We start from the raw sequence: 19,853 nt of genomic DNA, 5'->3' as shown, positions 1-19,853 counted from the left end.
GCGCGGGGGCCCGCGCCGCGGTGTGCGCTACGGGCCCCGTACGGTGCCTCGGCGGGGTCAGGGCCGCATGGCGCTGCCGTCGGCGGCGCGCAGCAGGGCCCAGCGGTCGTGTTCGAGGGGCGCGGGCACCGGGTGAGCGGCGGCGGCCCGCTCGTCGAACTCCACGCCGAGGCCGGGCGCCTCCGAGGGGTACAGCGCGCCGCCGCGCGGCACCGGGGCGCCGGGGAAGACCTCAAGGGTGGCCTCCTTGAAGGCGGCGGCCTCCTGGACGCCGAAGGCGGGCGAGCTGATGTCGAGGGCCAGGTTGGCGGCCATGCCGACGGGGCTGACGTCGCCGGGCCCGTGGGGCGCGGTGCGGGCGCCGAACAGCTCGCAGGCGGCGACGAGTTTCCTGGTGGGGGTGAGGCCGCCGAGAGTGGGGACGCGGATGCGGGCGAAGTCGATCGCCCTGGCTTCGAGCAGCGGCATGTACTGCTGGACGTCGTCGTACAGCTCGCCGACGGCGAGCGGCACCGAGCCCGCCTCCCGCAGCCGCCCGAAGTGCGAGGCGTCCTCGGGCGCGAGGGCGTCCTCAAGGAAGAACAGACGCGCGTCCTCGACCTGCCTCACCAGCTCCCTGGCCTGGGAGGGGGTCAGCCGCTCGTGCGCGTCGTGCAGCAGCTCGACACCGGGCCCCACCCGCTCGCGTATCTCCCTGAGCACCGGGGGCACATGGCGCAGATAGCCGAGCGGGTCCCAGCGGCCGGAGCGCGCCCGGCGGACCGCGGCCTCGGCGGCGTCGCGGGGCGCGGTGCCGTAGGTGTCGGTGCCGGGCACGGCGACCTGGACGCGGACGTGGCGGTAGCCGCGCGCGGCGGCGGCGAGCACCTGCTCGGCGATCTCGCCCGCCTCCCGGCCGCTGACGTGGGTGTAGGCGTCGGCGGCCACCCTGGCACGGCCGCCGAGTAGCTGGTACACCGGCAGCCCGGCGGTCTTGCCCTTGATGTCCCACAGGGCGACGTCGATACCGGCGAGCGCGTTGTGGGCGATGGAGCCGCCGCGCCAGTAGCCGCTGTTGAGCAGCAGGCGGTGGATGTCCTCGATGTCGGCGGGGTCGCGGCCGACGAGCATCGGGCCGAGGTAGTCGTCGACCACGGAGCGGACGGCGAGGGTGCGCTGCGGGTCGCTGGCGCAGCCGAGCCCGGTCAGGCCCTGCTGGTCGGTCTCCACCCGGACGATGACGTACGGGCAGCCCTGGGGCGCGCACAGGAAGGTGCGCACGGCGGTGACCCGGGCCCCGCGCGGTGTGGACCAGGGGGCCGCGGCCAGCACCTCGGGCGGCTGCCGCGCGGCGGCGGGCGCCGCCCGGTCCTGCCGGTCCTGTCGGTCGCTTGCATGGTCGCTCGGCGTCATGGGCGTCCTCGCTCTGGGTGGGTGCCTGGCGTGCGGCCGGGGCCGGTCGCTCTCGCGTCAACGGGTCCCGCTGTGACGGCCATTGACATCGTACATCAACTTGATTTAGATACCGGTACCGCCGCGGCGGGAACAATCGCGTGCCACGAGGGGGCTGGTCGCAGGTGAAGTCGCTGGTGAAACGGGCGCCCCGGCGGCGCAAAGGGTTCGCCGCGCTCCCCTGGGCCGCCTCGGCCGCCGCGCTCGCGTCCCCTGTGAAGGCGCTGCGGGAGGCCGCCGCGGAGTTCACCGAGGAGACCGGGACCCGGGTCGACGTCCAGGCGGTCACGCCGGACAACGTCTTCCTCACCAAGGTGCAGGCCGCCGCGCGCACCAACGACCTGCCCGACGTGCTGGAGGTGCACTCGGCGGGCGACGACCTCTCCTTCGGCGGCGCGGGGCTCCTCCAGGAGCTTTCCGGCCTTGCCAGGCCCGCGCTGATCACCATCGCGCTGCTGACCGCCATCCCGGCCTGGAACGAGTACCAGTTGACCAGGATCTCGCTGAACGACCCGCACACATACACGCTGCCGATCGCCCTCCAGAACATGCAGTCGGAGAACGTCGTGCAGTACAACTCGCTGATGGCCGCGGCACTGATCATGGTGGTGCCGGTGGTCGTGCTGTTCCTGTGCACACAGCGGTACTTCGTCAACGGTCTGATGGGAGCGGTCAAGGGATGAGCCAGAACCCCGGCGCGGCGGCGGACGGCGGCACGGTCCTGGTGACCGGCGCCGCGGGCGGCATCGGACGTACGACGGTGGCGGTGCTGGCCGCCGCGGGGCTCACGGTGGTGGGCGCCGACCGGCGGCGCGGGCCCGGGGACGACGGGTGCGCGGACTTCGTCGTCGGCGACCTCACGGACCCCGCCGTGGTGGCCGCCGCCTTCGACCGGGCGGCCGCCGCGGGCCCCGGCGGCCCGCGGGGCGTGGTGCACCTGGCGGCCGTCCCCGCGCCCGGCATCGTCAGCGATCAGGAGACCGTGCGCACCAATGTGACCAGCACCTACGCGGTCTTCCACGAGGCGGGCGCGCGGGGCGTGCCCCGGGTGGTGGCCGCGTCGAGCGCGGCCGCGGTGGGCATCGCCTGGGCGGGGCGCGACCTGTCGCCGCGGTACGTCCCGGTCGACGAGGAGCACCCCGACCTGACCGTGGACGCCTACGGGCTGACCAAGGTGGCGGCGGAGGGCGTGGCCGCGTACGCCACCCGGCGCTGGGGCACGGTCACCGTGCTGCTGCGCTTCCCCTTCGTCGGCGCGGGCGAGCGGCTGCGCAAGCGGCTCGCCGACGTGTGCGCCGACCCCGCCGCCAACCGCAGGGAGCTGTGGGGCTGGCTGCACACCGAGGACGCGGCAGGGTCCGTGCTCGCCGCGCTCACCGCGGACGTCGAGGGGCACCACGTGGTCAACGTGGCGGCGCCGGACTCCGCCACCACGGTCCCCACCAGGGACCTGCTCGCCGCGCACCACCCCACCGCGGAGCTGCGCGCCCCGCTCGACGGGCACGCCTCGCTGTTCGACACCACCCGGTGCCGGGAGCTGCTGGGCTTCACACCGCGCCGGGGGTGGCGGGGCGAGGCGGAGCCGCTCTGACCGGCCCGGCGGGAGCCGGACAGGGGCGCTCAGGGGGCGGTGCGCGGTTCAGGGGCGCAGGGCGCGCATCAGCAGCCCGGCGAGGTGGTCGGCGACCTCGCGGGGGGTGAGCGGTCCTTCGGCCCGGTACCAGAGCGCGAGGTGGTGTACGGAGCCGAAGTGGTAGTCGACGACGAGATCGGCGGGGGTCTCGGTGCTGAACACCCCGCTGCGCTGGCCCTCCTCGACCAGTGCGCGGAACCGCTCGTGGTAGCGGCGCCGCTCGGAGCGCACCTGCTTGTACTGCTCGGGGCCGAGGTGCTGGAGGGAGCGGAAGAAGATCGCCGCGTCGTCCAGGTTCTCGATGGTGGTGACGACCACGTCGGCCGCCGCGTCCCGCAGCCGCTCCCCGACCGGCGCGTCGGCGTCGGCGAAGCTGTCGAGACGTTCCTGCTGGAGCCTGAGCAGCCGGGCGTAGATCTCCTGGAGGAGGTCCTCCTTGGAGCCGAAGTAGTGGTAGAGGGCGCCCTTGGTGACCCCCGCGGCCTCCACGATCTCCTGCACCGAGGTGCGGTCGTAGCCGCGCTCGGCGAAGAGCCGGGTGGCGGCGGCGAGCAGCCGCCTCGGCACCGGTTGCCCCCCGGCACCGCCCCGCTCGCCGCGCCCGTCGTTCTTCTCCGTCTGCTGCGTCTGCTCTGTCTGCTGCGTCTTCTGCGTCTGCTCCGTCGTCCTGGCCACTGCCGCCACCTGCCTTTCGCCGGGTACCCGCCGTCAGTCCCGCGCGGGCGCCGACGGGGCGCCGGGCGGGCGGGAGCCCGCGGCACGCAGCTCCCGTCGCAGGATCTTGCCACTGGTCGTCTTCGGCAGCTCGGGCAGGATCTCCACCAGCCTCGGATACTTGTAGGCGGCCAGTCTCTCCTCGCAGTAGCCGGCCAGCTCCCCGGGGTCGGCCGTGGCGCCCTCGCGCAGGCTGACGTACGCCTTGACGGTCTCGCCGCGGTAGCCGTCGGGGACGCCGACGACGGCGGCCTCGCGCACCGCGGGGTGGGTGTAGAGGACGTCCTCGACCTCCCGGGGCCAGACCTTGAAGCCGGAGGCGTTGATCATGTCCTTCTTGCGGTCGACCACGTAGAGCCAGCCGTCCGCGTCCATGAAGCCGATGTCGCCGGTGCGCAGCTCGCCGCCGGGCAGCGCCGCCGCGCTCTCCTCGGGCCTGCCCCAGTAGCCGGACGCCACCTGGGGGCCGCTGACCACGATCTCGCCCGGCTCGCCGAGCGGCACCTCGCGGCCCGCCTCGTCGAGTATCCGCACCACCGTGTCGGGCCCGGGGACACCGACGGCGAGGGTGCCGGAGACCGGGTCGACGGGCGCCTCGCGGCCCAGCGGCACGGAGGCGCAGGCCGCGCTGCACTCGGTGAGCCCGTAGCCGTTGTGGAGGTAGGGGCCGAGGGCGGTGCGGAACTTCTCCACCAGCGCGGGCGGCACCGGCGCCCCGCCCGAGGAGATGACGCGGAACGAGGCGAAGTGCTCCCGGGTGGCCCCTGGCCTGGCGGCGAGCGCCATGAAGGCGGTGGCGGGCCCCACGGTGTAGGCGGGCCGGTGCTCGGCGAAGGCGTCGAGGACGACTTCGGGCTCGAAGCGGTAGGCGAGCACGAGGGTGCCGCCCGCGGTGAAGCAGGCGCACAGCTCGCAGACCATGCCGGTGATGTGGAAGAGCGGGGCGAGCGCGAAGTAGCCGGAGCCCTCGGGCAGCGTGTGCCCGGTGCGCTGCCGCTCGGCGTTGTACATGATGTTGCGATGGGTGTTGGTGGCGCCCTTGGGGCGGCCGCTGGTGCCCGAGGTGTAGCTGATCAGCGCGGTGTCACCGGGGCCTGGGACGGTGCCGGCGGGCGCGGCGTTGCCCGCGCGGGCAACGGCGATCAGGTCGTCGGCGCCCGGGGCGGCCGGGCGGCGGTCGAAGCCGAGGACGCGGGGGTCGTTCCTGGTCTGGAGGTCGAGTTCGCAAGCGGTCAGCACGATCCGTACGGGCGTCCCGCGCGCGGTCTCGCGCAGGAAGTCGTCGTAGGCGCGGTCGGAGCAGACCAGGGCGGTGACCCCGGCGTCGGTGAGGACGTGGGCGGTCTCGGCCGACTTGTACATGGGGTTCACCGGGACCACCACGGCCCCCGCCTTCCAGGCCCCGAGCAGGGCGAGGACGAAGTGCGGGCTGTTCTGGAGCACCACCGCGACCCGGTCGCCCGGGACGAGTCCGCGGGCGGCGAGGTGACCCGCGACGGAGTCGCTGAGCGCGTCGGCCTCCGCGTAGCCCAGACGCCCGTCGAAGTAGGCGACGGCGGTGCGCTCCGGGGCGGCGGCCGCGTGCGCGCGGAAGGCGTGGACCAGGGTGTCCGGGGGCTCGACCGGGCGCCGCTGGGCGTCGTTGAGCAGCCCGAGCCAGGGCCTCGCCGCGTACGGGGAGCCCTCCGGGACGTGGTGCTGCTCGCGCCGGGCGGCGCCGGCGTCCTGGCGCTGGCTGCTCATCGGGCGTTCTCCTCCCACTTCCGCTGGATGCGGTTCATACCGCCGAGCCACTGTTCCGTGTCCTCGGCGCGCGCCCGGTAGTAGGCGGCGACCTCGGGGTGCGGCAGGATCAGGAAGCGCTCCTCTGCGATGCCCTCGAAGACCGCCTCCGCGACGGCCCCGGGCTCGATCGCGGTGGGCGCGAGCACCAGATCGCCCGCGCTGCCCGCGGCGTCGAGCATCGCGGTGCGCACACCCTGGGGGCACACCGCGTGCGCCCGGACGCCGCGGTGGCCGTAGGTGACGGCGAGCCATTCGGCGAAGGCGAGCGCGCCGTGCTTGGTGACGCTGTAGGGGGCGGCGCCGACCATGGTGAGCAGTCCCGCGGCCGAGACGGTGGAGACGAAGCGGCCCCGGCCGCGCTCCAGCCAGCCCGGGAGCAGGGCGCGCGCGGCGCGGACGTGGGCCATTACGTTGACGTCCCACGCCTGCTCCCACACCGCCTCGTCCGCGTCCTCGGTGCCGCCCCCCGCGACGCCCGCGTTGGCGCAGTAGACGTCGGCGGTGCCGCCGAGCGCGTCGAGGGCGTCGGGCACCGCGGCGGAGGCGTCGCCGGGGACCGCGGTGCCCCCGCAGGCGGCGGCGGTGCGCCTGGCGCCGTCCTCGTCCAGGTCGTTGACCACCACCCGGGCGCCGCGCGCGGCGAAGCCGTGGGCGAGGGCGGCGCCGATGCCGCTCGCGGCGCCGGTGACCACGACCCGGGCCCCGTTCAGATCCATCCTCGGTCTCCTCGTCCTGGGACGCGCCGGGAAGCCGCGGCCCTCGGCCGCGGCCCCGCCATGGTCGCAGGGCCGCACACCCCGCCTCCACAGACTAAGCAGTCGGTCATTTGCCGGGGAAGGGGCGGGCGCGCCCCAGGCCGCGCCTGGTGGGGGCGCGGGGCGCAACCGCGCGGGCCGCCGGGCGCGTGAGAGCCGGGGAGGGCCGCCGCGTGGACGCGCGGCGGCAGGCGGCGCCGGGAAGGAACGTGGTTCTGCATGGGCTCCTCATGGGCTTACGGGCTCATCCCGCTGGCGCTCGGCGTGGTGTTCCTGTCGGTGGGGGTCACGCTGGTGCGGCGCACCCGCGCCCTGCGCAGGGACGGCGGCCTTGCGTACGCGCGGGTGGTCGACCTGGCGACGAGCATGGGGCAGAAAGGAGGGGTCCGTTACCACCCCGTGGTCCGCTTCGTCACCGCCGACGGCCGGGAGACGGAGGCCAGGGCCACGATCGGCAAGAGCTGGGTCGGCCGGCGCTTCCGCCCCGGCGCCGACGTCGTCGTGCGCTACGACCGCGCACGGCCGTCCCGGATGGTGATCGAGGGCTACTCCGGGGGCACGGAGTGGGTCTTCTGCGCCCTCGGCGTACTGCTCCTCGCCGTCGCCGCCGCCATCCTCAAGGCGACGCTCACCTGAGGCCCCACCGCACCGCGCCGTCCCGGGTGTCCCACAAGCGCCGTCCCCTTCAGTAACGTTCGGGCCATGCTCATGTCAGGGCAGTGGGCCGGGGCGTGGGCGACGACGGAACTGGAGGTCGGCGCATGAACCTGTCGAGACTGTCGGGCCTGTCGCGACGCAGCCTGCTCGCGGCGGCGGGCGCGGGCGCCGGGGCGACGGCGGTGGGCGCCGCCCCGGCCGCGGCGGGCGGCGGCCACGGCCGCCCGGGCGGGGGCGGCGCGCTGCGCACCGGGTTCGAGCGGCTGGCCGCGGACGGCTACGCGGCGCTCGACGGGCAGCGCTTCGGCATCGTCACCAACCCCACGGGGATCACCCGGGACGTGCGGCACATCGTCGACGTGCTGCACGCCGACGAACGCGCCGACCTGGTCGCGGTGTTCGGCCCCGAGCACGGCTTTCGCGGCACCTCGCAGGCGGGCGGCTCCGAGGGCGGCGGCAAGGACCCGGCGACCGGGCTCCCGGTGTACGACACGTACCAGCTCAGCGGGCAGAAGCTGGCCGACGTGTTCACCAAGTCCGGGGTGGACACGGTCGTCTTCGACATCCAGGACGCCGGGGCCCGCTTCTACACGTACATCTGGACGCTGTACGACTGCATGGAGGCGGCGGCGCTCGCGGGCAAGCGGTTCCTCGTCCTCGACCGGCCCAACCCGGTCACCGGGCGTGCGGCGTACGGGCCCGTGCTGCATGAGGAGTTCGCCACGTTCGTGGGGCGCAAGCCGATCGCGCAGGCGCACGGGATGACGGTGGCGGAGTTGGCGCTGCTGTTCAACGGGGAGTTCCTGAAGCGCCCCGTGCGCCTCGGGACGGTGCGGATGACGGGCTGGCGGCGCTCGGACTTCTACGAGTCCGCGGGGCTGCCCTGGGTGCCGCCGAGCCCCAACATGCCCACCGTGGACACCGCGCTCGTCTACTCGGGCACCTGCCTCTTCGAGGGCACCAACGTCTCCGAGGGCCGCGGCACCACCCGCCCCTTCGAACTCCTCGGCGCCGACGGCGTGGACCGCGCCTGGGCGGAGGCGGCGAACGAACTCGGGCTGCCCGGTGTGCTGTTGCGGGAGGCGTACTTCGCGCCCACCTTCGACAAGTTCGCCGGGACCACCGTGGGCGGCGTGCAGATCCACGTGCACGACCGCGCCGCGTTCGACCCGGTGCGCACCGGCATCGGGCTGCTGGTGACGGCGAAGCGGGTGTGGAGCGGCTTCGCCTGGCGCCCGGACAACTGGATCGACAAGCTCACCGGCAGCGACCGGGTGCGCACGATGATTGACGCGGGCGCCGGCACGGACGAGGTCGTGGGGGCGTGGAGCGCCGAACTGGCCAGGTTCAGGCGGGTGCGGAGGCACTACCTGCTGTACTGAGGCGGGATGTGCGGGGCGCGGCCCGCGGGGCGGCGCGGTGGGTGCGGGTGCGGGTGCGGGTCAGGAGGAGCACAGCGCGGTCGTCACCGCCGCCCGCACGTCGGTGTCCTGGGCGTCGGACTCGCCGGGGAGGAGGTTGGCCATGACCGTGACCCTGCGGCCGTCCTCGGTGGCACCGCTCATCGTCTGGAAGCCCAGGATGCCGCCCTCGTGCCCCCAGAAGCCGCCACCGCACGGCAGCGGCCAGTGTTCCAGCCCGAGGCCGTAGGCGCCGCCGCCCGGGTCCCCGGTGTCCATCCCGTCCTTCATCTCGGCGAGTTGCGCGGGGCGCAGCAGCCGTCCGCCCAGCAGGGCGTCGAGGAACCGTGCCATGTCCCGGCCGTCGGAGACCATGTCGCCCGACCCCGCGGCCACGGTGGGGTTGAGTTCCGTGGCGTCCGAAGGACCGGCGCCCGGCGCGGTGCGCACATAGCCGCGCGGGTGCGGTCCCGGGAGCGTGGCCGTGTCCCCGGGCACGGACGTGGCGCCGAGCCCCAGCGGCTTCAGCACGCGCCGCCCGATCTCGGTGCCGTAGGAGCGCCCTGTGACCTTCTCGACGAGCAGGGAGAGCACCGCGTAATTGGTGTTGGAGTAGGTGAACCCGCTCGGGGTGTCGACCTCCACCGGCTCGTGCGCCAGCGCGATCGCGAGCAGACCGGCGAGGTCGTGGTGGGCGTACCGGTCGGCGAGGATGTCCTGCGGCGTGAGGTACGTGAGGTAGTCGGGCAGCCTGCTGGTGTGCTGGAGCAGGTCGCGCACGGTGATGGTGCGGCCGTCGTTGCCGTGGCCGCGCACCACGCCCGGCAGGTAGCGCTCCACCGGCGCGTCCAGCGCCACGCGGCCGTCGCCCACGAGTTGCAGGACGACCGTGGCCACGTACATCTTCGTCATGCTGCCGATGCGGAAGGTGCTGTCGGGGCGCATCGGCTCCCCCGTGGCCAGGTTCCCGACGCCGCTGGTGAGCACGGTCGAGCCGTGCCGGGTGTCGACCCGGGCGAGCGCGCCCGGCGCCCCGTCCTCGCCGGTCAGCCGGTCGAGCACCCGCTGCACCGCGGCGTCCCCGCCCGCGGCGGCGTCGGCCCGCGGCGCGGCGAGGACGGACGGTGTGAGGCCGAGACCGAGCGCGAGGGCCAGCGCGGCACCCGTCAGCCGTGCGCAGGCATGCATGTGACTCCCCCTAAAAACGGAACGTGCCCGGCGCTGCCGTCGTGGCCGCGCCGTCGTTCCCGAAAGCTACGGGCGGGGCCCGCGGGGCGGCCATGGGGGAAGCCCCCGGCGGCGGGTGGGGCGAGCGGGGTCCGGGTGGCCCCCGGCCCTGCCGCCGCCGCGGCTCGCGCACCGGCCGCCGCGGTGTCCGCGCCCCGGGGCGGAAGCCTTGCGATTCGCGTGGCGGAAGATCAACCTGGACGGGTGACAGATGAGACGGAAGGCGCCCGGGGCGAGGCGGTGGACCCGGCGGACCTGAGGGCCTCGCACGCCGATCGGGACCAGGTCGTGGAGGTCCTGCGCGACGCCGCGGGGGACGGCCGGCTGACCACGGAGGAGCTGAGCGAGCGGGTGGAGGCCGCGCTGCGCGCCACCACCATGGGCGAGTTGGCGCGGCTGACCCGCGATCTGCCGGTCACCCCGCTGCCCGTCGTACGGGCCGCCGGCTCCCCGGCCGTGGTGGAGATCAACCAGCGCTTCGGCACCGTGCAGCGCTCCGGCCCCTGGGTCGTGCCGCGCCGCCTCGACATCCGGATGAAGGGCGGCGACGTCAAGCTCGACTTCACCGAGGCGGCGATCGAGCACGACGCGCTCGACATGGACGTCGACGTGGGCGTCGGCGGTGACCTGGTGCTGGTGGTCAGGCCGGGCATCGTGGTCGCGACAGGGGACCTGGTCGTCGGGCACATGGGCGAGATCAAGAACCGCGTCGCGGGGACCACCACCGACGCGCCCGTCGAGCTGCGGGTGACCGTCACGGGCCGGGTCCGCGGCGACGTGGTGATCAGGTATCCGCGGCGGACGCTGGGGCAGTGGGCGCGGGGCGAGAGCGCGCTCTGAGCCCCCGCGGGTCTTCGGTCGCCGCCCGGCCGTCGCGGGGTGGTGCGGAAGCACACCGGGGGCGCGCGGCGAACCCGCACCCGCTCTCTCTCCCCCCCCCGCTCACCAGCCGTAGGCGCCCTCGTGGTGGTGGTTCGTCCCGCCCCGTGAGCCCCCGCCGCCCCCGCCGCCCCGGCCGCCCCGGCCGCCCCGGCCGCCCCGGCCGCCCCGGCCGCCGAGGGTCCCGTGGGGGCCCTGGCGTCCCTTGATGTCCCGCCCTGCGGGACGGGAATCGTTCGCATGACGGACGCCTTGACGGGCGGGTGTGCCGCCCCTGGGGCCTGGGTAACCGGAGGAGAACGCGGGCCCGGGCCCCGGTACGAGGCCCGGCGCGTGGCCCGCGACGACCAGCAGACCGAACGTGAGTACGGGGACCAACCATGATCCGGTCGCTTCGCGGAGCTGACGGGCGCACCCTGGAGTCGTGGCCGACTGCGGTGAAAGATGTCGCATTCCGGTCCTTCCGGCGGCGGTCCGCCCTGTGCGGTGGACCGGAGGGTACCGAGGGCACCGGCTCCGCCCACGGCGGACACTCCGGGGCCCTGGCACCCTCGCCGGTCGGTCCCCCGCCGGGCACGGCGCGCCGGGCGCGGCATCCGTTTCGGACACGAGGTGAACGGAGCGCGGAGCGGAGGGAGCCGAATCGGACTCCGATACGTCTATTCGACGACGTCCGTTCTATACGGCGCCGTGGGTTGGCTCAGGTGTGACGGAGGTGCAGGGCGATGGCCGGTTTCCGGAGTCTCGCGAGACAGGTGCGTGATCCGCAGTGCGACCTGGCGCTACGGCGGTACTCACTCCGCAAGTGCCTGGAGAGATTCGCTCCCTATGGCCACCGCGCCACCTGGGACCATCTGTGCACCCGCGCGGGGCTCGGCCCCGAGGACCGCTCCCCCGATCCGATGCGCCTGGTCGCGGCGCTCGACGAGCTGGAGGAGGCGCGCGCGGTCTGGCTCACCTACGAGGCGCAGTTCGCGGAGCGCCGCAGGCGCGAGAAGCACGACGGGCTGCGTCGGCCCGGCAGTATCGACGACTGGCACCGGCTGACCTGGGGCGGCTTCGGAGTGGCCTGGTGCGACGACCCCCAGGTCCACCCCGACGGACCGCTCGCCGATGTGCTGCGGCGGCTGATAGCGGGACTTGAGCGCGAGCCCGGCTCCTGCTGCCCGGTCTGCGGCACGGACCGCCTCGTGTGGCGGCACGGTCTGGCGCACGAGCCGTCGTCAGGGCCGGTCTGCTCCGCCTGCGGCATCGTGGTCCCCCGGCCCGTGCTCACCTCGCGGGCGGTCGCCGAGGCCCGCAGGACCGACCGGCTGGTGTCGGCCTGACCCGGGGACGAACGCGCCCCGCGCCCCCGCCGCACCAGCAGCGGCGCAAGGGGAGGCGCCCGTCCCCCACGGCCCCACCGGGCTCCGCCCGGCTCCACTCGGCCCTCTCCGTATTCCGTTCTCCTGGCAGCCCGTTCTACTCGTAGCCCGTTCTACTCGAATTCGGTGCCTCCCTTGCGGGTCAGGTAGGCCGGGCTGACCGCCTTGGCTATCGCCCGCCCGCCCGTCACCGGGCTGTAGCGCTCCTTCACGGGGCGGATCACCACGCCCTCGCGCAGGTGCGCCTCGTTGCCCGACACCGTCTCCCGTCCCGAGGCCGCCGCCAGCACGAGGCCGGCGTCGTACGGGCCCTCGTAGAGGCGTGGCACGAGCGGCAGCCGCCCGTCGAGCAGGTCGGCGGGGTCGAGCCAGACCACCTGTCCGCCGATCTCCGCGCTCACGTCGAAGACGGCGTAGCCCGGGGTGCCGCGCCCGGCGTCGACGCCGTAGCCGAGGTCCTGCACGCCCGCGCCGTACACCTCGCCGAAGACGCCCACCCTGCGGGCGCCGAGGCGTTCGGCCAGCTCGGCCGCGGCCTCGGGGACGCCGTGGCCGCGGACCGCGCGCCAGTACAGGTTGCGCGGGTCCTCCCTGAGCGCGAGCGACTTGGCGCCGAAGCCCTTCGACGACACGGACACCGCGCCGCCGTCCGCGACGTAGGTGAGCAGACAGGCCGTGCCGTGCAGCTTCTCGGTGAGCACCACGGGCTCGCCGGGCTCGAAGATGCCCGGGAAGCGCTGGATGTTCTCGATATCCACCCAGGGCAGCAGCTCGGGCGCCTGCTCCACCTCGCCGCTCATCGTGGTGGGGATCGGCGGCACCCACTTGACGATGCCGAGACGCTCCGCGAAGTCGGTGCCGTCGGCCACCGCCCGGCGCAGGTCGACCCCGTCGAGCGCCCGGGGCCGGCAGACGAGGCCCTGGGACAGCTCGCCGCGCAGCCGTACCGCCCTGACGCGGTTGTGCCGGGAGCCCGCGAGGCGGCCGGTGAGCCCCAGCTCCTCGATCAGCTCGTCGGGCAGCACCGACTGCTCGGGGATGTAGACGGCCACGTCACCCGTGCGGTACTCGCCCTTGGCCACCACCGCGCGGTAGAGCCCGACCTGGGCAAGCTCCAGGGCGTCGGCGCCCGGGTGTTCGTGGATGGTCAGTACTTCCGCGGTGACGCGCAGCGTGGACATGGTGAGACTCCCGTGGTTCCCCTTGGCCCGGCGAGGACCGGGCCTCTCCCCAATCTGACACCGGGGAAAGCGGTGGAGACAGGGGTTTTGACCGTGCTAGCGCGACTGCGCCCCGTGCCGGCGCGGCTGCGCCGCCGCGGGCCCCGAGGGGCCGAGGCTGGAGCCCGACCTGCGTTCACCGAAGACGTCGTCGGGGTTGGAGAGCACACAAGTGTCCAGCGAGAGGCAGCCGCAGCCGATGCAGTCGGTGAGGTGGTCGCGCAGCCGGGTGAGCTGGCCGATGCGCGCGTCCAGCTCCGCGCGCCACAGCTCGGAGAGCCCGGCCCAGTCGGCGCGGGTCGGGGTGCGGCCCTCCGGCAGCTCGGCGAGGGCGTCGCGGATGGTGGCAAGCGGGATGCCGACGCGCTGCGCGGCCCGTACGAAGGCGACCCTGCGCAGCGTGTCACGGGTGTAGCGGCGCTGGTTGCCGGGGGTGCGGCGGCTGGTGATGAGGCCCTTGGCCTCGTAGAAGTGCAGCGCGGAGACCGCGGCGCCGCTGCGCTGGGCGAGTTGCCCGACGGTGAGTTCCTGCACCCGCTCCGGAATCTTCGCCATACCGGCGACCGTACCCGCGCACCGGGCCCGCGTTGACATCGGCCCGCACCGGCAGCATGCTGAGCAAGCGCTTGGACAAGACCCCCGGGAGGCCGTCGCACCATGGCAGAGCCCCACCTCTTCACCTCGGCGGCCGAGCTGCGCGCGGCCGCGGGCCGGCAGCTCGGGCACAGCGACTGGCTGGAGATCGACCAGCGCCGCGTCGACCTGTTCGCCGAGGCCACCGGGGACCACCAGTGGATTCACGTGGACCCCGGGCGCGCCGCCGCCGGGCCCTTCGGCACCACGGTGGCCCACGGCTATCTGACGCTGTCCCTGCTGCCCGTGCTGGTGCCCCAGATCGTCGGGGTGGAGGGCGCGCGGATGGGGATCAACTACGGCACGAACAAGGTGCGCTTCCCCTCCCCCGTGCCGGTCGGCTCCCGGCTGCGGGCGACGGCGGTGCTGAAGGAGGCCGCCGAGGTGGAGGCGCAGGGCGCCGAGGCGGTGCAGGTGACGCTGGTGGTGACGGTGGAGCGCGAGGGCGCGTCGAAGCCGGTGTGCGTGGCGGAGTCGGTGACCCGGTACTACTGGTAGCCGCGGCTCGCGCGGCCGCGGCGCCGCCGGGTCACGCCTGCGGTTTCGCGGGGGCCTTGGCTCCGACCATCCGCAGCACCAGGTCCGCATAGAGGGCGCCGACCTCGTCGGGGCTGCGGCGCCCGTCGGCGTTGAACCAGCGGGCCACGTCGACGCAGAGCGAGAGCACCGCGAGCGTGGTGCCCGGCACGTCGGGCACGTCGAACTCGCCGTCGCGCACCCCGTCCTCGATGACCCGCCGCACGGAGGCGTCGGTGCGGCGGCGCAGGGCCACGATCTGCGCGCGGGCCTCGGGGCCGAGCGCGTCCAGCTCGAACTGCACCACGCGCGCCGTGGTGTAGTGCGCGGCGTGCCAGCCGACGAAGGACCGTACGGCGTCCGCGAGCCGGTCGGACGCGTTCCCCGGGCCCGCCTCCGCGCGCTCCAGGATGTCGACGGCGCGCTCGTGCCCGATCCTGCTGATGCGGTGGAGCAGCTCTTCCTTGGTCTTGTAGTGGATGTAGAGCGCGGCGGGGCTCATCCCGGCCCGGCTCGCGATGTCCCGGGTGGTGGTCGCGTGGTAGCCGCGCTCGGCGAAGGCGTCCACGGCGGCGACCAGCAGCCGCCGCGCGGCCTGCGGGGTGACCTCGCTCCAGGCCCCGGGGCCGTCCCCCGCGTTCTGACGTGCCGCACCCATGCCAGGCCCCTTCCGTACGCTCGACGCCCCACGATACCGGAATCCTGAGCGGGCGCTTAGGGAATGTCGGGCGGAAAGGCCGCGCCCCCACGGTACGGGCGCGGGACTCGACGGGCGCGCGGGACGCCGGTGCCTCAGAGCTTCTCGAAGGGTCGTGCGTCTCAGAGCTTCTCGAAGGGGTCGTGCTCGGCGAGCAGCTTCTCGACCCTGGCCTGGTCGACCCGGCTGGTCAGCGCGCCCGCCTCCTGGCGGTCCCTGATGACCTTGGCGAGGGTGAAGGCGGAGGTGACGAGGTAGAGGACGGCGATCCCGAGGAAGCCGCGCACCCAGGCGTCGGTCTGGAGCTTGAGGATGCCGATGGCGGTGGCCAGCAGGGCGACCGCGAACGAGGCGACGGCCTGGCCGTAGAAGGCGGCCGTGCCGTGCTGCTTGACCTGAGTCTCACTCATGCGCCCAGGGTCCGCGCCCGGGCGCCCACGCACATCCGTACGGGTACTCAGGCGTCTACTCACCGCGGCGCACGGCCGGGCGCACGGCGGGTCAGAAGGCCGAGACCCCGGTCAGGGCGCGGCCGATGACGAGCTTCTGGATCTGGCTCGTGCCCTCGTACAGCGTCATCACCCGCGCGTCCCGCAGCAGCTTGGCGACCGGGTACTCGTCGATGTAGCCGTAGCCCCCGAAGACCTGGAGGGCGTTGCCCGCGGCCCGCACCGCGGCCTCGGAGGCGAAGAGCTTGGCCTTCGAGGACTCGGTGGCGAAAGGACGGCCCCGGTCGACGAGGTCGGCCACCCGCCAGGTCAGCAGCCGGGCGGCGTCGGTGTCCACGGCGATGTCGGTGAGCAGCTCCTGGACGAGCTGGTGGCGGGCGATCACCCCGCCGAACTGCTCGCGCTCGCCCGCGTACCGCACGGCGGCGTCGAGCGCGGCCCGCGCGATGCCGACGCAGCCCGCCGCCACCGACATCCGGCCCTTGGCGAGGGCCGCCATGGCGACGGAGAACCCCTTGCCCTCGGGGCCGAGCCGCGCGGACGCGGGCACCCGCACCCCCTCGAAGGCGATCTCCGCGGTGGCCTGCCCGCGCAGCCCCAGCTTGCCGTGCAGGGTGCGGCGCGAGATGCCGGGGGTGTCGGCGGGCACGAGGAAGGCGGTCACACCCCGGTGCCCCGGCTCCCCGCCGGTGCGCGCGAACAGCAGGATCACGTCGGCCCAGGTGCCGTTGGTGATGAACGTCTTGGTGCCGTCCACGACGTACTCCCCGCCGTCCCCGCCGCCCCCGCCCCTGCGCACGGCGCGCGTGGTGAGGTTCCCGGCGTCGGAGCCGGTGCCCGGCTCGGTGAGGGCGAAGCAGCCCAGCAGTTCGCCGGAGGCGAGCCCCGGCAGCCAGCGGCGCTTCTGCTCCTCGTCGCCCCGGTCCGCCACCGTCTTGGCGACGAGGCCGAGCGTCACCGACACGATGCCGCGCACCGCGGAGTCGCCACGCCCCAGCTCCTCAAGCACCATGCAGTACGTGAGGTGGTCGCCGCCGGAGCCGCCGTACTCCTCGGGGAGGGTGAGGCCGAGGAAGCCGGTCTCGCCGAGCCTGCGCACGAGCGAGCGGTCCACGCTCTCGGCGCGGTCCCACTCGGCGGCGTACGGGGCGACCTCCCGGGCCACGAAGTCCTCCGCGAGCCGCTGGGCGGCGCGCTGCTCGTCACTGGGTTCCAGGTTCACGCGGGTCCTCTCGCTGGCGCGTGCGCGCGGCCGCCCCCCGTTTTATTAGCAGCGCTAGTTTATGGTGAACAGCCCTTACTATGTGCCGCATGGCCAGACCGCGCAAGCCGCTGCTGAGCACCGACCGCATCGTCGCGACGGCCCGTGCCCTGGTGGACGCGGAGGGGCTGCCCGCGGTCTCCACCCGCAGGCTCGCCGCGGAGCTGGGCGTCAGCGGGCCCTCGCTCTACAACCACTTCCGCACCAAGGACGAGATCCTGGACGCGGTTGCGGACTCGGTCAGCGCCCAGGTCGACCTGTCGATGTTCGAGGACGGCAGGGACTGGCGGACCGCGCTGCACGACTGGGCGGTGTCCTACCGGGCGGCGCTGAGCGCCCATCCGCACCTCGTGCCGCTGCTCGCCACGGGCCCGGGACGCCGCCCCGCGGGCCTGCGGCTGGCCGACGCGGTCTTCGGCGCGATGGTGGCGGCGGGCTGGCCGCCCGCGCAGGCGACCTCGATCGGCGCGCTGATGCGGTACTTCGTCATGGGCTCCGCGATCGGCTCGTTCGCCCGCGGCTTCGTCGACGACGCCGCCGCCTACGACCCGGCCGACTACCCCCACCTCGGCCAGGCCCACCTCCTCGCCGAGCGCCGCGGGGCGGTGGACGACCGCGCCTTCACCACCGGCCTCACCGCCCTGCTCGACGGGCTCGCGGTGCAGTACGCACTCCTGGAGCGCACGGGCTGAGTTGCGCCGCCGGGGCGCCGCGGGTGCCGCGGGCTTGAGTCTCCAGCGGGGGGGAAGAGAGAGACAGCAGGGTGGCGGACATGAACGGCGACACGCGCTACGCGATCGGCGACCTCGCCAGGCGCACCGGGCGACGCGCTGCACGCGCAGATCCGCACGCGCCCGCTGCGGCGGTGGCCCGTCAGCACGCCGCGGACGGCGTCGGCCCACGCGCCGAGCGGCACCGGCGCCTTCTGCCGACCGTCGACGGCCGACCGTTCCGCCCGTTCCCACACCGGCCTTCGACTGGTTCCCCGCCGCCCTGCGGGCCCGGATGAGCAGGTGGTACGCGGCCCGGTCCCGGCGCACGATATTTCGGTGCGTGCCGCACCGAGAGCGGCCTAGGGTCGCCCCATGCCCGCTCCCGCCGCGCCCCGCCGCCCGTCCCCCGCAGCCACCGCCCGCCCCATGGCCGCGACGGCAGCCGCCGTGGTGACCGTGGTGCTCTGGGCCTCCGCGTTCGTCTCCATACGCAGCGCGGGGGACGCCTACTCCCCCGGTGCCCTCGCGCTCGGGCGGCTCGCCGCGGGGGCGCTCACCCTCGGGGTGATCTGCCTGGTGAAACGGGAGGGCCTGCCGCCGCGTGCCGCCTGGCGGGGGATCGCGCTGTCGGGGGCGCTCTGGTTCGGGCTCTACATGGTGGCGCTCAACTGGGGCGAGCGCATGGTGGACGCGGGCACGGCGGCGCTGGTGGTGAACATCGGCCCGCTGGTGGTGGCCCTGCTCGGCTCCCGGTTTCTCGGCGACCCGCTGCCGCCGCGGCTGCTCGCGGGCATGGGGGTGTCGTTCGCGGGGGCCGTGGTGGTGGGCTTCGCGTCGTCGGGCGGCGGGGGCGCGTCGGTGCCCGGGGTGCTGCTGTGCCTGCTGGCGGCGCTGGCGTACGGCGGCGGTGTGGTGTCGCAGAAGCCCGCGCTCGGCTCGGGGACGCCGCTCCAGGTGACCACGTTCGGCTGCCTCACGGGCGCGGTGCTGTGCCTGCCGTTCTCCGGCCGGCTCGCGCACGACATGGCGCAGGCACCCGCGTCCGCCACCCTGAACATGCTCTACCTCGGCGTGTTCCCGACCGCGCTCGCCTTCACCACCTGGGCGTTCGCCCTGGCCCGTACGACCGCGAGCCGGATGGGCGCGACGACGTACGCGGTACCGGCGCTCGTGGTGCTGATGTCCTGGCTCGCGCTCGACGAGGTGCCGGGCGCGGTGACGCTCTGCGGGGGCCTGCTGTGCCTGGCCGGGGTGGCGGTGTCGCGCTCCCGCGCCAGGGGCGGGCCCGGGGCGGTGGTGGCGTCGGCCGTGCCCCCGGCGGGTCCAGGCGCGGGGTCGGGCGCGGCGGGCGGCGGGCCCGGGGGCGCGCGGGCGTCAGCTCTCGAAGACCACGGGTCAGCCCTCGAAGACCACGAGTGACCTGCCGCCGCGGCCCGCGAGCATCCGGTCGAAGGCGGCGGGGATGGCGTCGAGCGTGACCCGGTCGGTGACCAGCATCCCGGGGTCGAGACGGCCGGCGGCGATGTGCTCGGCGATCAGCGGCAGTTCGCGCGCCGGGTCGCAGTTGCCGTAGACGCATCCGGTGAGGGTCCTGCTCCAGTGGAACAGTTCGAGGGCGTGGAAGGAGACCCTCTCCTCCTTGCCGCCGATGCCCACCACGGCCGTCCTGCCGCCGCGCCTTGTGGACTCCCAGGCGGCGCGGATGCTGACCGCGCGGCCCGCGCACTCCACGGCGGCGTCCGCCCCGCGCCCGCCGGTGAGGGCCCGTATCTCTCCGGGGGTGGTGTCGCGGGCGCACAGGAAGTCGGTGGCGCCCGCGGCCCGCGCCAGCTCCTCCTTGGCCGGGGACACGTCCACCGCCACGATCCGCCCGGCGCCCGCGGCCCTGGCCGCCTGGAGCACGGAGAGCCCCACTCCCCCGGCCCCGAAGACGGCCACCGACTCCCCCGGCCGCAGCGCCACCGCGTGCCGCACGGCGCCCCAGCCGGTGAGCACGGCGCAGCCGAGCAGCGCCGCCTCGGTGAGCGGCACGCCCGCGGGCGCGGGCAGCAGGCAGCAGGCGGGGACCACGGTCTCCTCGGCGAAGGCGGCCACGTTGAGCCCCGGGTGCAGCGCGGTGCCGTCGGCCAGGCGGGCGTGGACGCGGCCCGCGCCGGTGAGGGCGTCGGAGCAGAGCCAGACCTCGCCCCGCGAGCAGGCGTGGCACTCGCCGCAGGACGGGGCCCAGTTGAGGACGACCCGGTCGCCCTCGCCGACCCCGGTGACGTCCCGGCCGACGGCGGTGACGGTGCCCGCGCCCTCGTGGCCGAGCACGGCGGGCACCGGCACCCGCAGGGTGCCGTTCGCCAGCGAGAGGTCGGAGTGGCAGACCCCGGCGGCGGCGAGCCGGACCCTGGCCTGGCCCGGTCCTGGCGCGGGCAGCTCGATGTCGACGATCTCCAGGGGCGAGTCGACGGCGGGCAGTACGGCGGCGCGGACCACGGTCGGGCTCCTCGGTACGGGGACGGGGGCGGGGG

The 19,853-nt window shown here is 74.8% G+C and carries 20 protein-coding genes; 9 read left to right on the top strand and 11 right to left on the bottom strand.

Annotated features, from left to right (window positions below; genetic code table 11):
* Positions 1-57: 57 nt before the first annotated feature.
* Positions 58-1,392: an enolase C-terminal domain-like protein gene (locus ACIBIW_RS27775; RefSeq protein WP_399339798.1), complete on the bottom strand. Its 1,335-nt coding sequence runs from the start codon at positions 1,390-1,392 to the stop codon at positions 58-60.
* Positions 1,393-1,556: 164 nt separating this feature from the next.
* Between ACIBIW_RS27775 and ACIBIW_RS27770 the strand changes: the two genes are divergently transcribed.
* Positions 1,557-2,114: a hypothetical protein gene (locus ACIBIW_RS27770; protein ID WP_399339797.1), complete on the top strand. Its 558-nt coding sequence runs from the start codon at positions 1,557-1,559 to the stop codon at positions 2,112-2,114.
* The gene (locus ACIBIW_RS27765; RefSeq protein ID WP_399339796.1) at positions 2,111-3,022 is read left to right on the top strand and encodes an NAD-dependent epimerase/dehydratase family protein; all 912 of its coding nucleotides are present in this window, start codon (positions 2,111-2,113) and stop codon (positions 3,020-3,022) included. Before ACIBIW_RS27770 ends, ACIBIW_RS27765 begins: the two co-directional genes overlap by 4 nt.
* Before the next feature lie 48 nt (positions 3,023-3,070).
* Here the strand turns inward: ACIBIW_RS27765 and ACIBIW_RS27760 are convergent, their stop codons facing one another.
* The 3 genes from ACIBIW_RS27760 to ACIBIW_RS27750 form a co-directional block, all read right to left on the bottom strand.
* Positions 3,071-3,631: a TetR/AcrR family transcriptional regulator gene (locus ACIBIW_RS27760; RefSeq protein ID WP_399339948.1), complete on the bottom strand. Its 561-nt coding sequence runs from the start codon at positions 3,629-3,631 to the stop codon at positions 3,071-3,073.
* Between the two features lie 141 nt (positions 3,632-3,772).
* On the bottom strand, positions 3,773-5,521 hold the full coding sequence (locus ACIBIW_RS27755; RefSeq protein WP_399339795.1) for a class I adenylate-forming enzyme family protein: 1,749 nt from the start codon (positions 5,519-5,521) through the stop codon (positions 3,773-3,775).
* Complete coding sequence (locus ACIBIW_RS27750; RefSeq protein ID WP_399339794.1) at positions 5,518-6,279, bottom strand: SDR family oxidoreductase; 762 nt, start codon at positions 6,277-6,279, stop codon at positions 5,518-5,520. The genes ACIBIW_RS27755 and ACIBIW_RS27750 overlap by 4 nt, the downstream gene beginning before the upstream one ends.
* A 258-nt stretch (positions 6,280-6,537) precedes the next feature.
* Between ACIBIW_RS27750 and ACIBIW_RS27745 the strand changes: the two genes are divergently transcribed.
* A complete protein-coding gene (locus ACIBIW_RS27745; RefSeq protein ID WP_399339793.1) occupies positions 6,538-6,954 on the top strand; it encodes a DUF3592 domain-containing protein in 417 nt (138 codons plus the stop codon).
* A gap of 125 nt (positions 6,955-7,079) precedes the next feature.
* On the top strand, positions 7,080-8,357 hold the full coding sequence (locus tag ACIBIW_RS27740; RefSeq protein WP_399339792.1) for an exo-beta-N-acetylmuramidase NamZ domain-containing protein: 1,278 nt from the start codon (positions 7,080-7,082) through the stop codon (positions 8,355-8,357).
* A gap of 60 nt (positions 8,358-8,417) precedes the next feature.
* On the opposite strand, the gene ACIBIW_RS27735 is transcribed toward ACIBIW_RS27740, so the two are convergent.
* Positions 8,418-9,563, bottom strand: a complete 1,146-nt coding sequence (locus tag ACIBIW_RS27735; protein WP_399339791.1) for a serine hydrolase domain-containing protein — start codon at positions 9,561-9,563, stop codon at positions 8,418-8,420.
* A gap of 243 nt (positions 9,564-9,806) precedes the next feature.
* Here ACIBIW_RS27735 and ACIBIW_RS27730 point away from each other — a divergent pair, with 243 nt between their 5' ends.
* Both ACIBIW_RS27730 and ACIBIW_RS27725 read left to right on the top strand, forming a co-directional pair.
* The gene (locus ACIBIW_RS27730; protein WP_399339790.1) at positions 9,807-10,442 is read left to right on the top strand and encodes a DUF1707 domain-containing protein; all 636 of its coding nucleotides are present in this window, start codon (positions 9,807-9,809) and stop codon (positions 10,440-10,442) included.
* Between the two features lie 764 nt (positions 10,443-11,206).
* A complete protein-coding gene (locus ACIBIW_RS27725) occupies positions 11,207-11,809 on the top strand; it encodes a hypothetical protein (RefSeq protein ID WP_399339789.1) in 603 nt (200 codons plus the stop codon).
* Between the two features lie 152 nt (positions 11,810-11,961).
* On the opposite strand, the gene ACIBIW_RS27720 is transcribed toward ACIBIW_RS27725, so the two are convergent.
* Together ACIBIW_RS27720 and soxR are read right to left on the bottom strand one after the other, a co-directional pair.
* Positions 11,962-13,029, bottom strand: a complete 1,068-nt coding sequence (locus ACIBIW_RS27720) for an RNA ligase (ATP) (RefSeq protein ID WP_399339788.1) — start codon at positions 13,027-13,029, stop codon at positions 11,962-11,964.
* 96 nt (positions 13,030-13,125) lie between these two features.
* On the bottom strand, positions 13,126-13,623 hold the full coding sequence (soxR, locus tag ACIBIW_RS27715) for a redox-sensitive transcriptional activator SoxR (protein WP_399339787.1): 498 nt from the start codon (positions 13,621-13,623) through the stop codon (positions 13,126-13,128).
* 102 nt (positions 13,624-13,725) lie between these two features.
* Here soxR and ACIBIW_RS27710 point away from each other — a divergent pair, with 102 nt between their 5' ends.
* Positions 13,726-14,199 (top strand): MaoC family dehydratase, encoded by a 474-nt coding sequence (locus tag ACIBIW_RS27710; protein WP_399339786.1) that lies wholly within the window; start codon positions 13,726-13,728, stop codon positions 14,197-14,199.
* A 31-nt stretch (positions 14,200-14,230) separates the two neighbouring features.
* On the opposite strand, the gene ACIBIW_RS27705 is transcribed toward ACIBIW_RS27710, so the two are convergent.
* From ACIBIW_RS27705 to ACIBIW_RS27695, 3 genes are all read right to left on the bottom strand, one after another.
* The gene (locus tag ACIBIW_RS27705; protein WP_399339785.1) at positions 14,231-14,875 is read right to left on the bottom strand and encodes a TetR/AcrR family transcriptional regulator; all 645 of its coding nucleotides are present in this window, start codon (positions 14,873-14,875) and stop codon (positions 14,231-14,233) included.
* 161 nt (positions 14,876-15,036) lie between these two features.
* Complete coding sequence (locus ACIBIW_RS27700; RefSeq protein WP_399339784.1) at positions 15,037-15,324, bottom strand: YiaA/YiaB family inner membrane protein; 288 nt, start codon at positions 15,322-15,324, stop codon at positions 15,037-15,039.
* A 91-nt stretch (positions 15,325-15,415) separates the two neighbouring features.
* Positions 15,416-16,585, bottom strand: coding sequence for an acyl-CoA dehydrogenase family protein (locus ACIBIW_RS27695; RefSeq protein WP_399339783.1), 1,170 nt, complete (start codon positions 16,583-16,585; stop codon positions 15,416-15,418).
* Positions 16,586-16,674: 89 nt separating this feature from the next.
* On the opposite strand from ACIBIW_RS27695, the gene ACIBIW_RS27690 reads away from it, so the two are divergent.
* A complete protein-coding gene (locus ACIBIW_RS27690) occupies positions 16,675-17,316 on the top strand; it encodes a TetR/AcrR family transcriptional regulator (protein WP_399339782.1) in 642 nt (213 codons plus the stop codon).
* A 393-nt stretch (positions 17,317-17,709) separates the two neighbouring features.
* Positions 17,710-18,756, top strand: coding sequence for a DMT family transporter (locus ACIBIW_RS27685; RefSeq protein ID WP_399339781.1), 1,047 nt, complete (start codon positions 17,710-17,712; stop codon positions 18,754-18,756).
* Here the strand turns inward: ACIBIW_RS27685 and ACIBIW_RS27680 are convergent.
* Positions 18,733-19,818, bottom strand: a complete 1,086-nt coding sequence (locus ACIBIW_RS27680; protein ID WP_399339780.1) for a zinc-binding dehydrogenase — start codon at positions 19,816-19,818, stop codon at positions 18,733-18,735. The two genes, ACIBIW_RS27685 and ACIBIW_RS27680, sit on opposite strands and share 24 nt — an antisense overlap.
* Between the last annotated feature and the right edge of the window lie 35 nt (positions 19,819-19,853).

The organism is Streptomyces sp. NPDC050560 (assembly GCF_044457285.1).
Taxonomy (GTDB): domain Bacteria; phylum Actinomycetota; class Actinomycetes; order Streptomycetales; family Streptomycetaceae; genus Streptomyces.
This window is presented reverse-complemented; position numbering and strand designations above follow the sequence as displayed.

Coding starts and splice junctions, on each gene's coding strand:
- ACIBIW_RS27775 (WP_399339798.1), bottom strand. CDS start 1,392: ATGACGCCGAGCGACCATGCAAGCGACCGACAGGACCGGCAGGACCGG.
- ACIBIW_RS27765 (WP_399339796.1), top strand. CDS start 2,111: ATGAGCCAGAACCCCGGCGCGGCGGCGGACGGCGGCACGGTCCTGGTG.
- ACIBIW_RS27755 (WP_399339795.1), bottom strand. CDS start 5,521: ATGAGCAGCCAGCGCCAGGACGCCGGCGCCGCCCGGCGCGAGCAGCAC.
- ACIBIW_RS27750 (WP_399339794.1), bottom strand. CDS start 6,279: ATGGATCTGAACGGGGCCCGGGTCGTGGTCACCGGCGCCGCGAGCGGC.
- ACIBIW_RS27745 (WP_399339793.1), top strand. CDS start 6,538: ATGGGCTCCTCATGGGCTTACGGGCTCATCCCGCTGGCGCTCGGCGTG.
- ACIBIW_RS27740 (WP_399339792.1), top strand. CDS start 7,080: ATGAACCTGTCGAGACTGTCGGGCCTGTCGCGACGCAGCCTGCTCGCG.
- ACIBIW_RS27735 (WP_399339791.1), bottom strand. CDS start 9,563: ATGCATGCCTGCGCACGGCTGACGGGTGCCGCGCTGGCCCTCGCGCTC.
- ACIBIW_RS27725 (WP_399339789.1), top strand. CDS start 11,207: ATGGCCGGTTTCCGGAGTCTCGCGAGACAGGTGCGTGATCCGCAGTGC.
- ACIBIW_RS27720 (WP_399339788.1), bottom strand. CDS start 13,029: ATGTCCACGCTGCGCGTCACCGCGGAAGTACTGACCATCCACGAACAC.
- soxR (WP_399339787.1), bottom strand. CDS start 13,623: ATGGCGAAGATTCCGGAGCGGGTGCAGGAACTCACCGTCGGGCAACTC.
- ACIBIW_RS27710 (WP_399339786.1), top strand. CDS start 13,726: ATGGCAGAGCCCCACCTCTTCACCTCGGCGGCCGAGCTGCGCGCGGCC.
- ACIBIW_RS27705 (WP_399339785.1), bottom strand. CDS start 14,875: ATGGGTGCGGCACGTCAGAACGCGGGGGACGGCCCCGGGGCCTGGAGC.
- ACIBIW_RS27700 (WP_399339784.1), bottom strand. CDS start 15,324: ATGAGTGAGACTCAGGTCAAGCAGCACGGCACGGCCGCCTTCTACGGC.
- ACIBIW_RS27690 (WP_399339782.1), top strand. CDS start 16,675: ATGGCCAGACCGCGCAAGCCGCTGCTGAGCACCGACCGCATCGTCGCG.
- ACIBIW_RS27685 (WP_399339781.1), top strand. CDS start 17,710: ATGCCCGCTCCCGCCGCGCCCCGCCGCCCGTCCCCCGCAGCCACCGCC.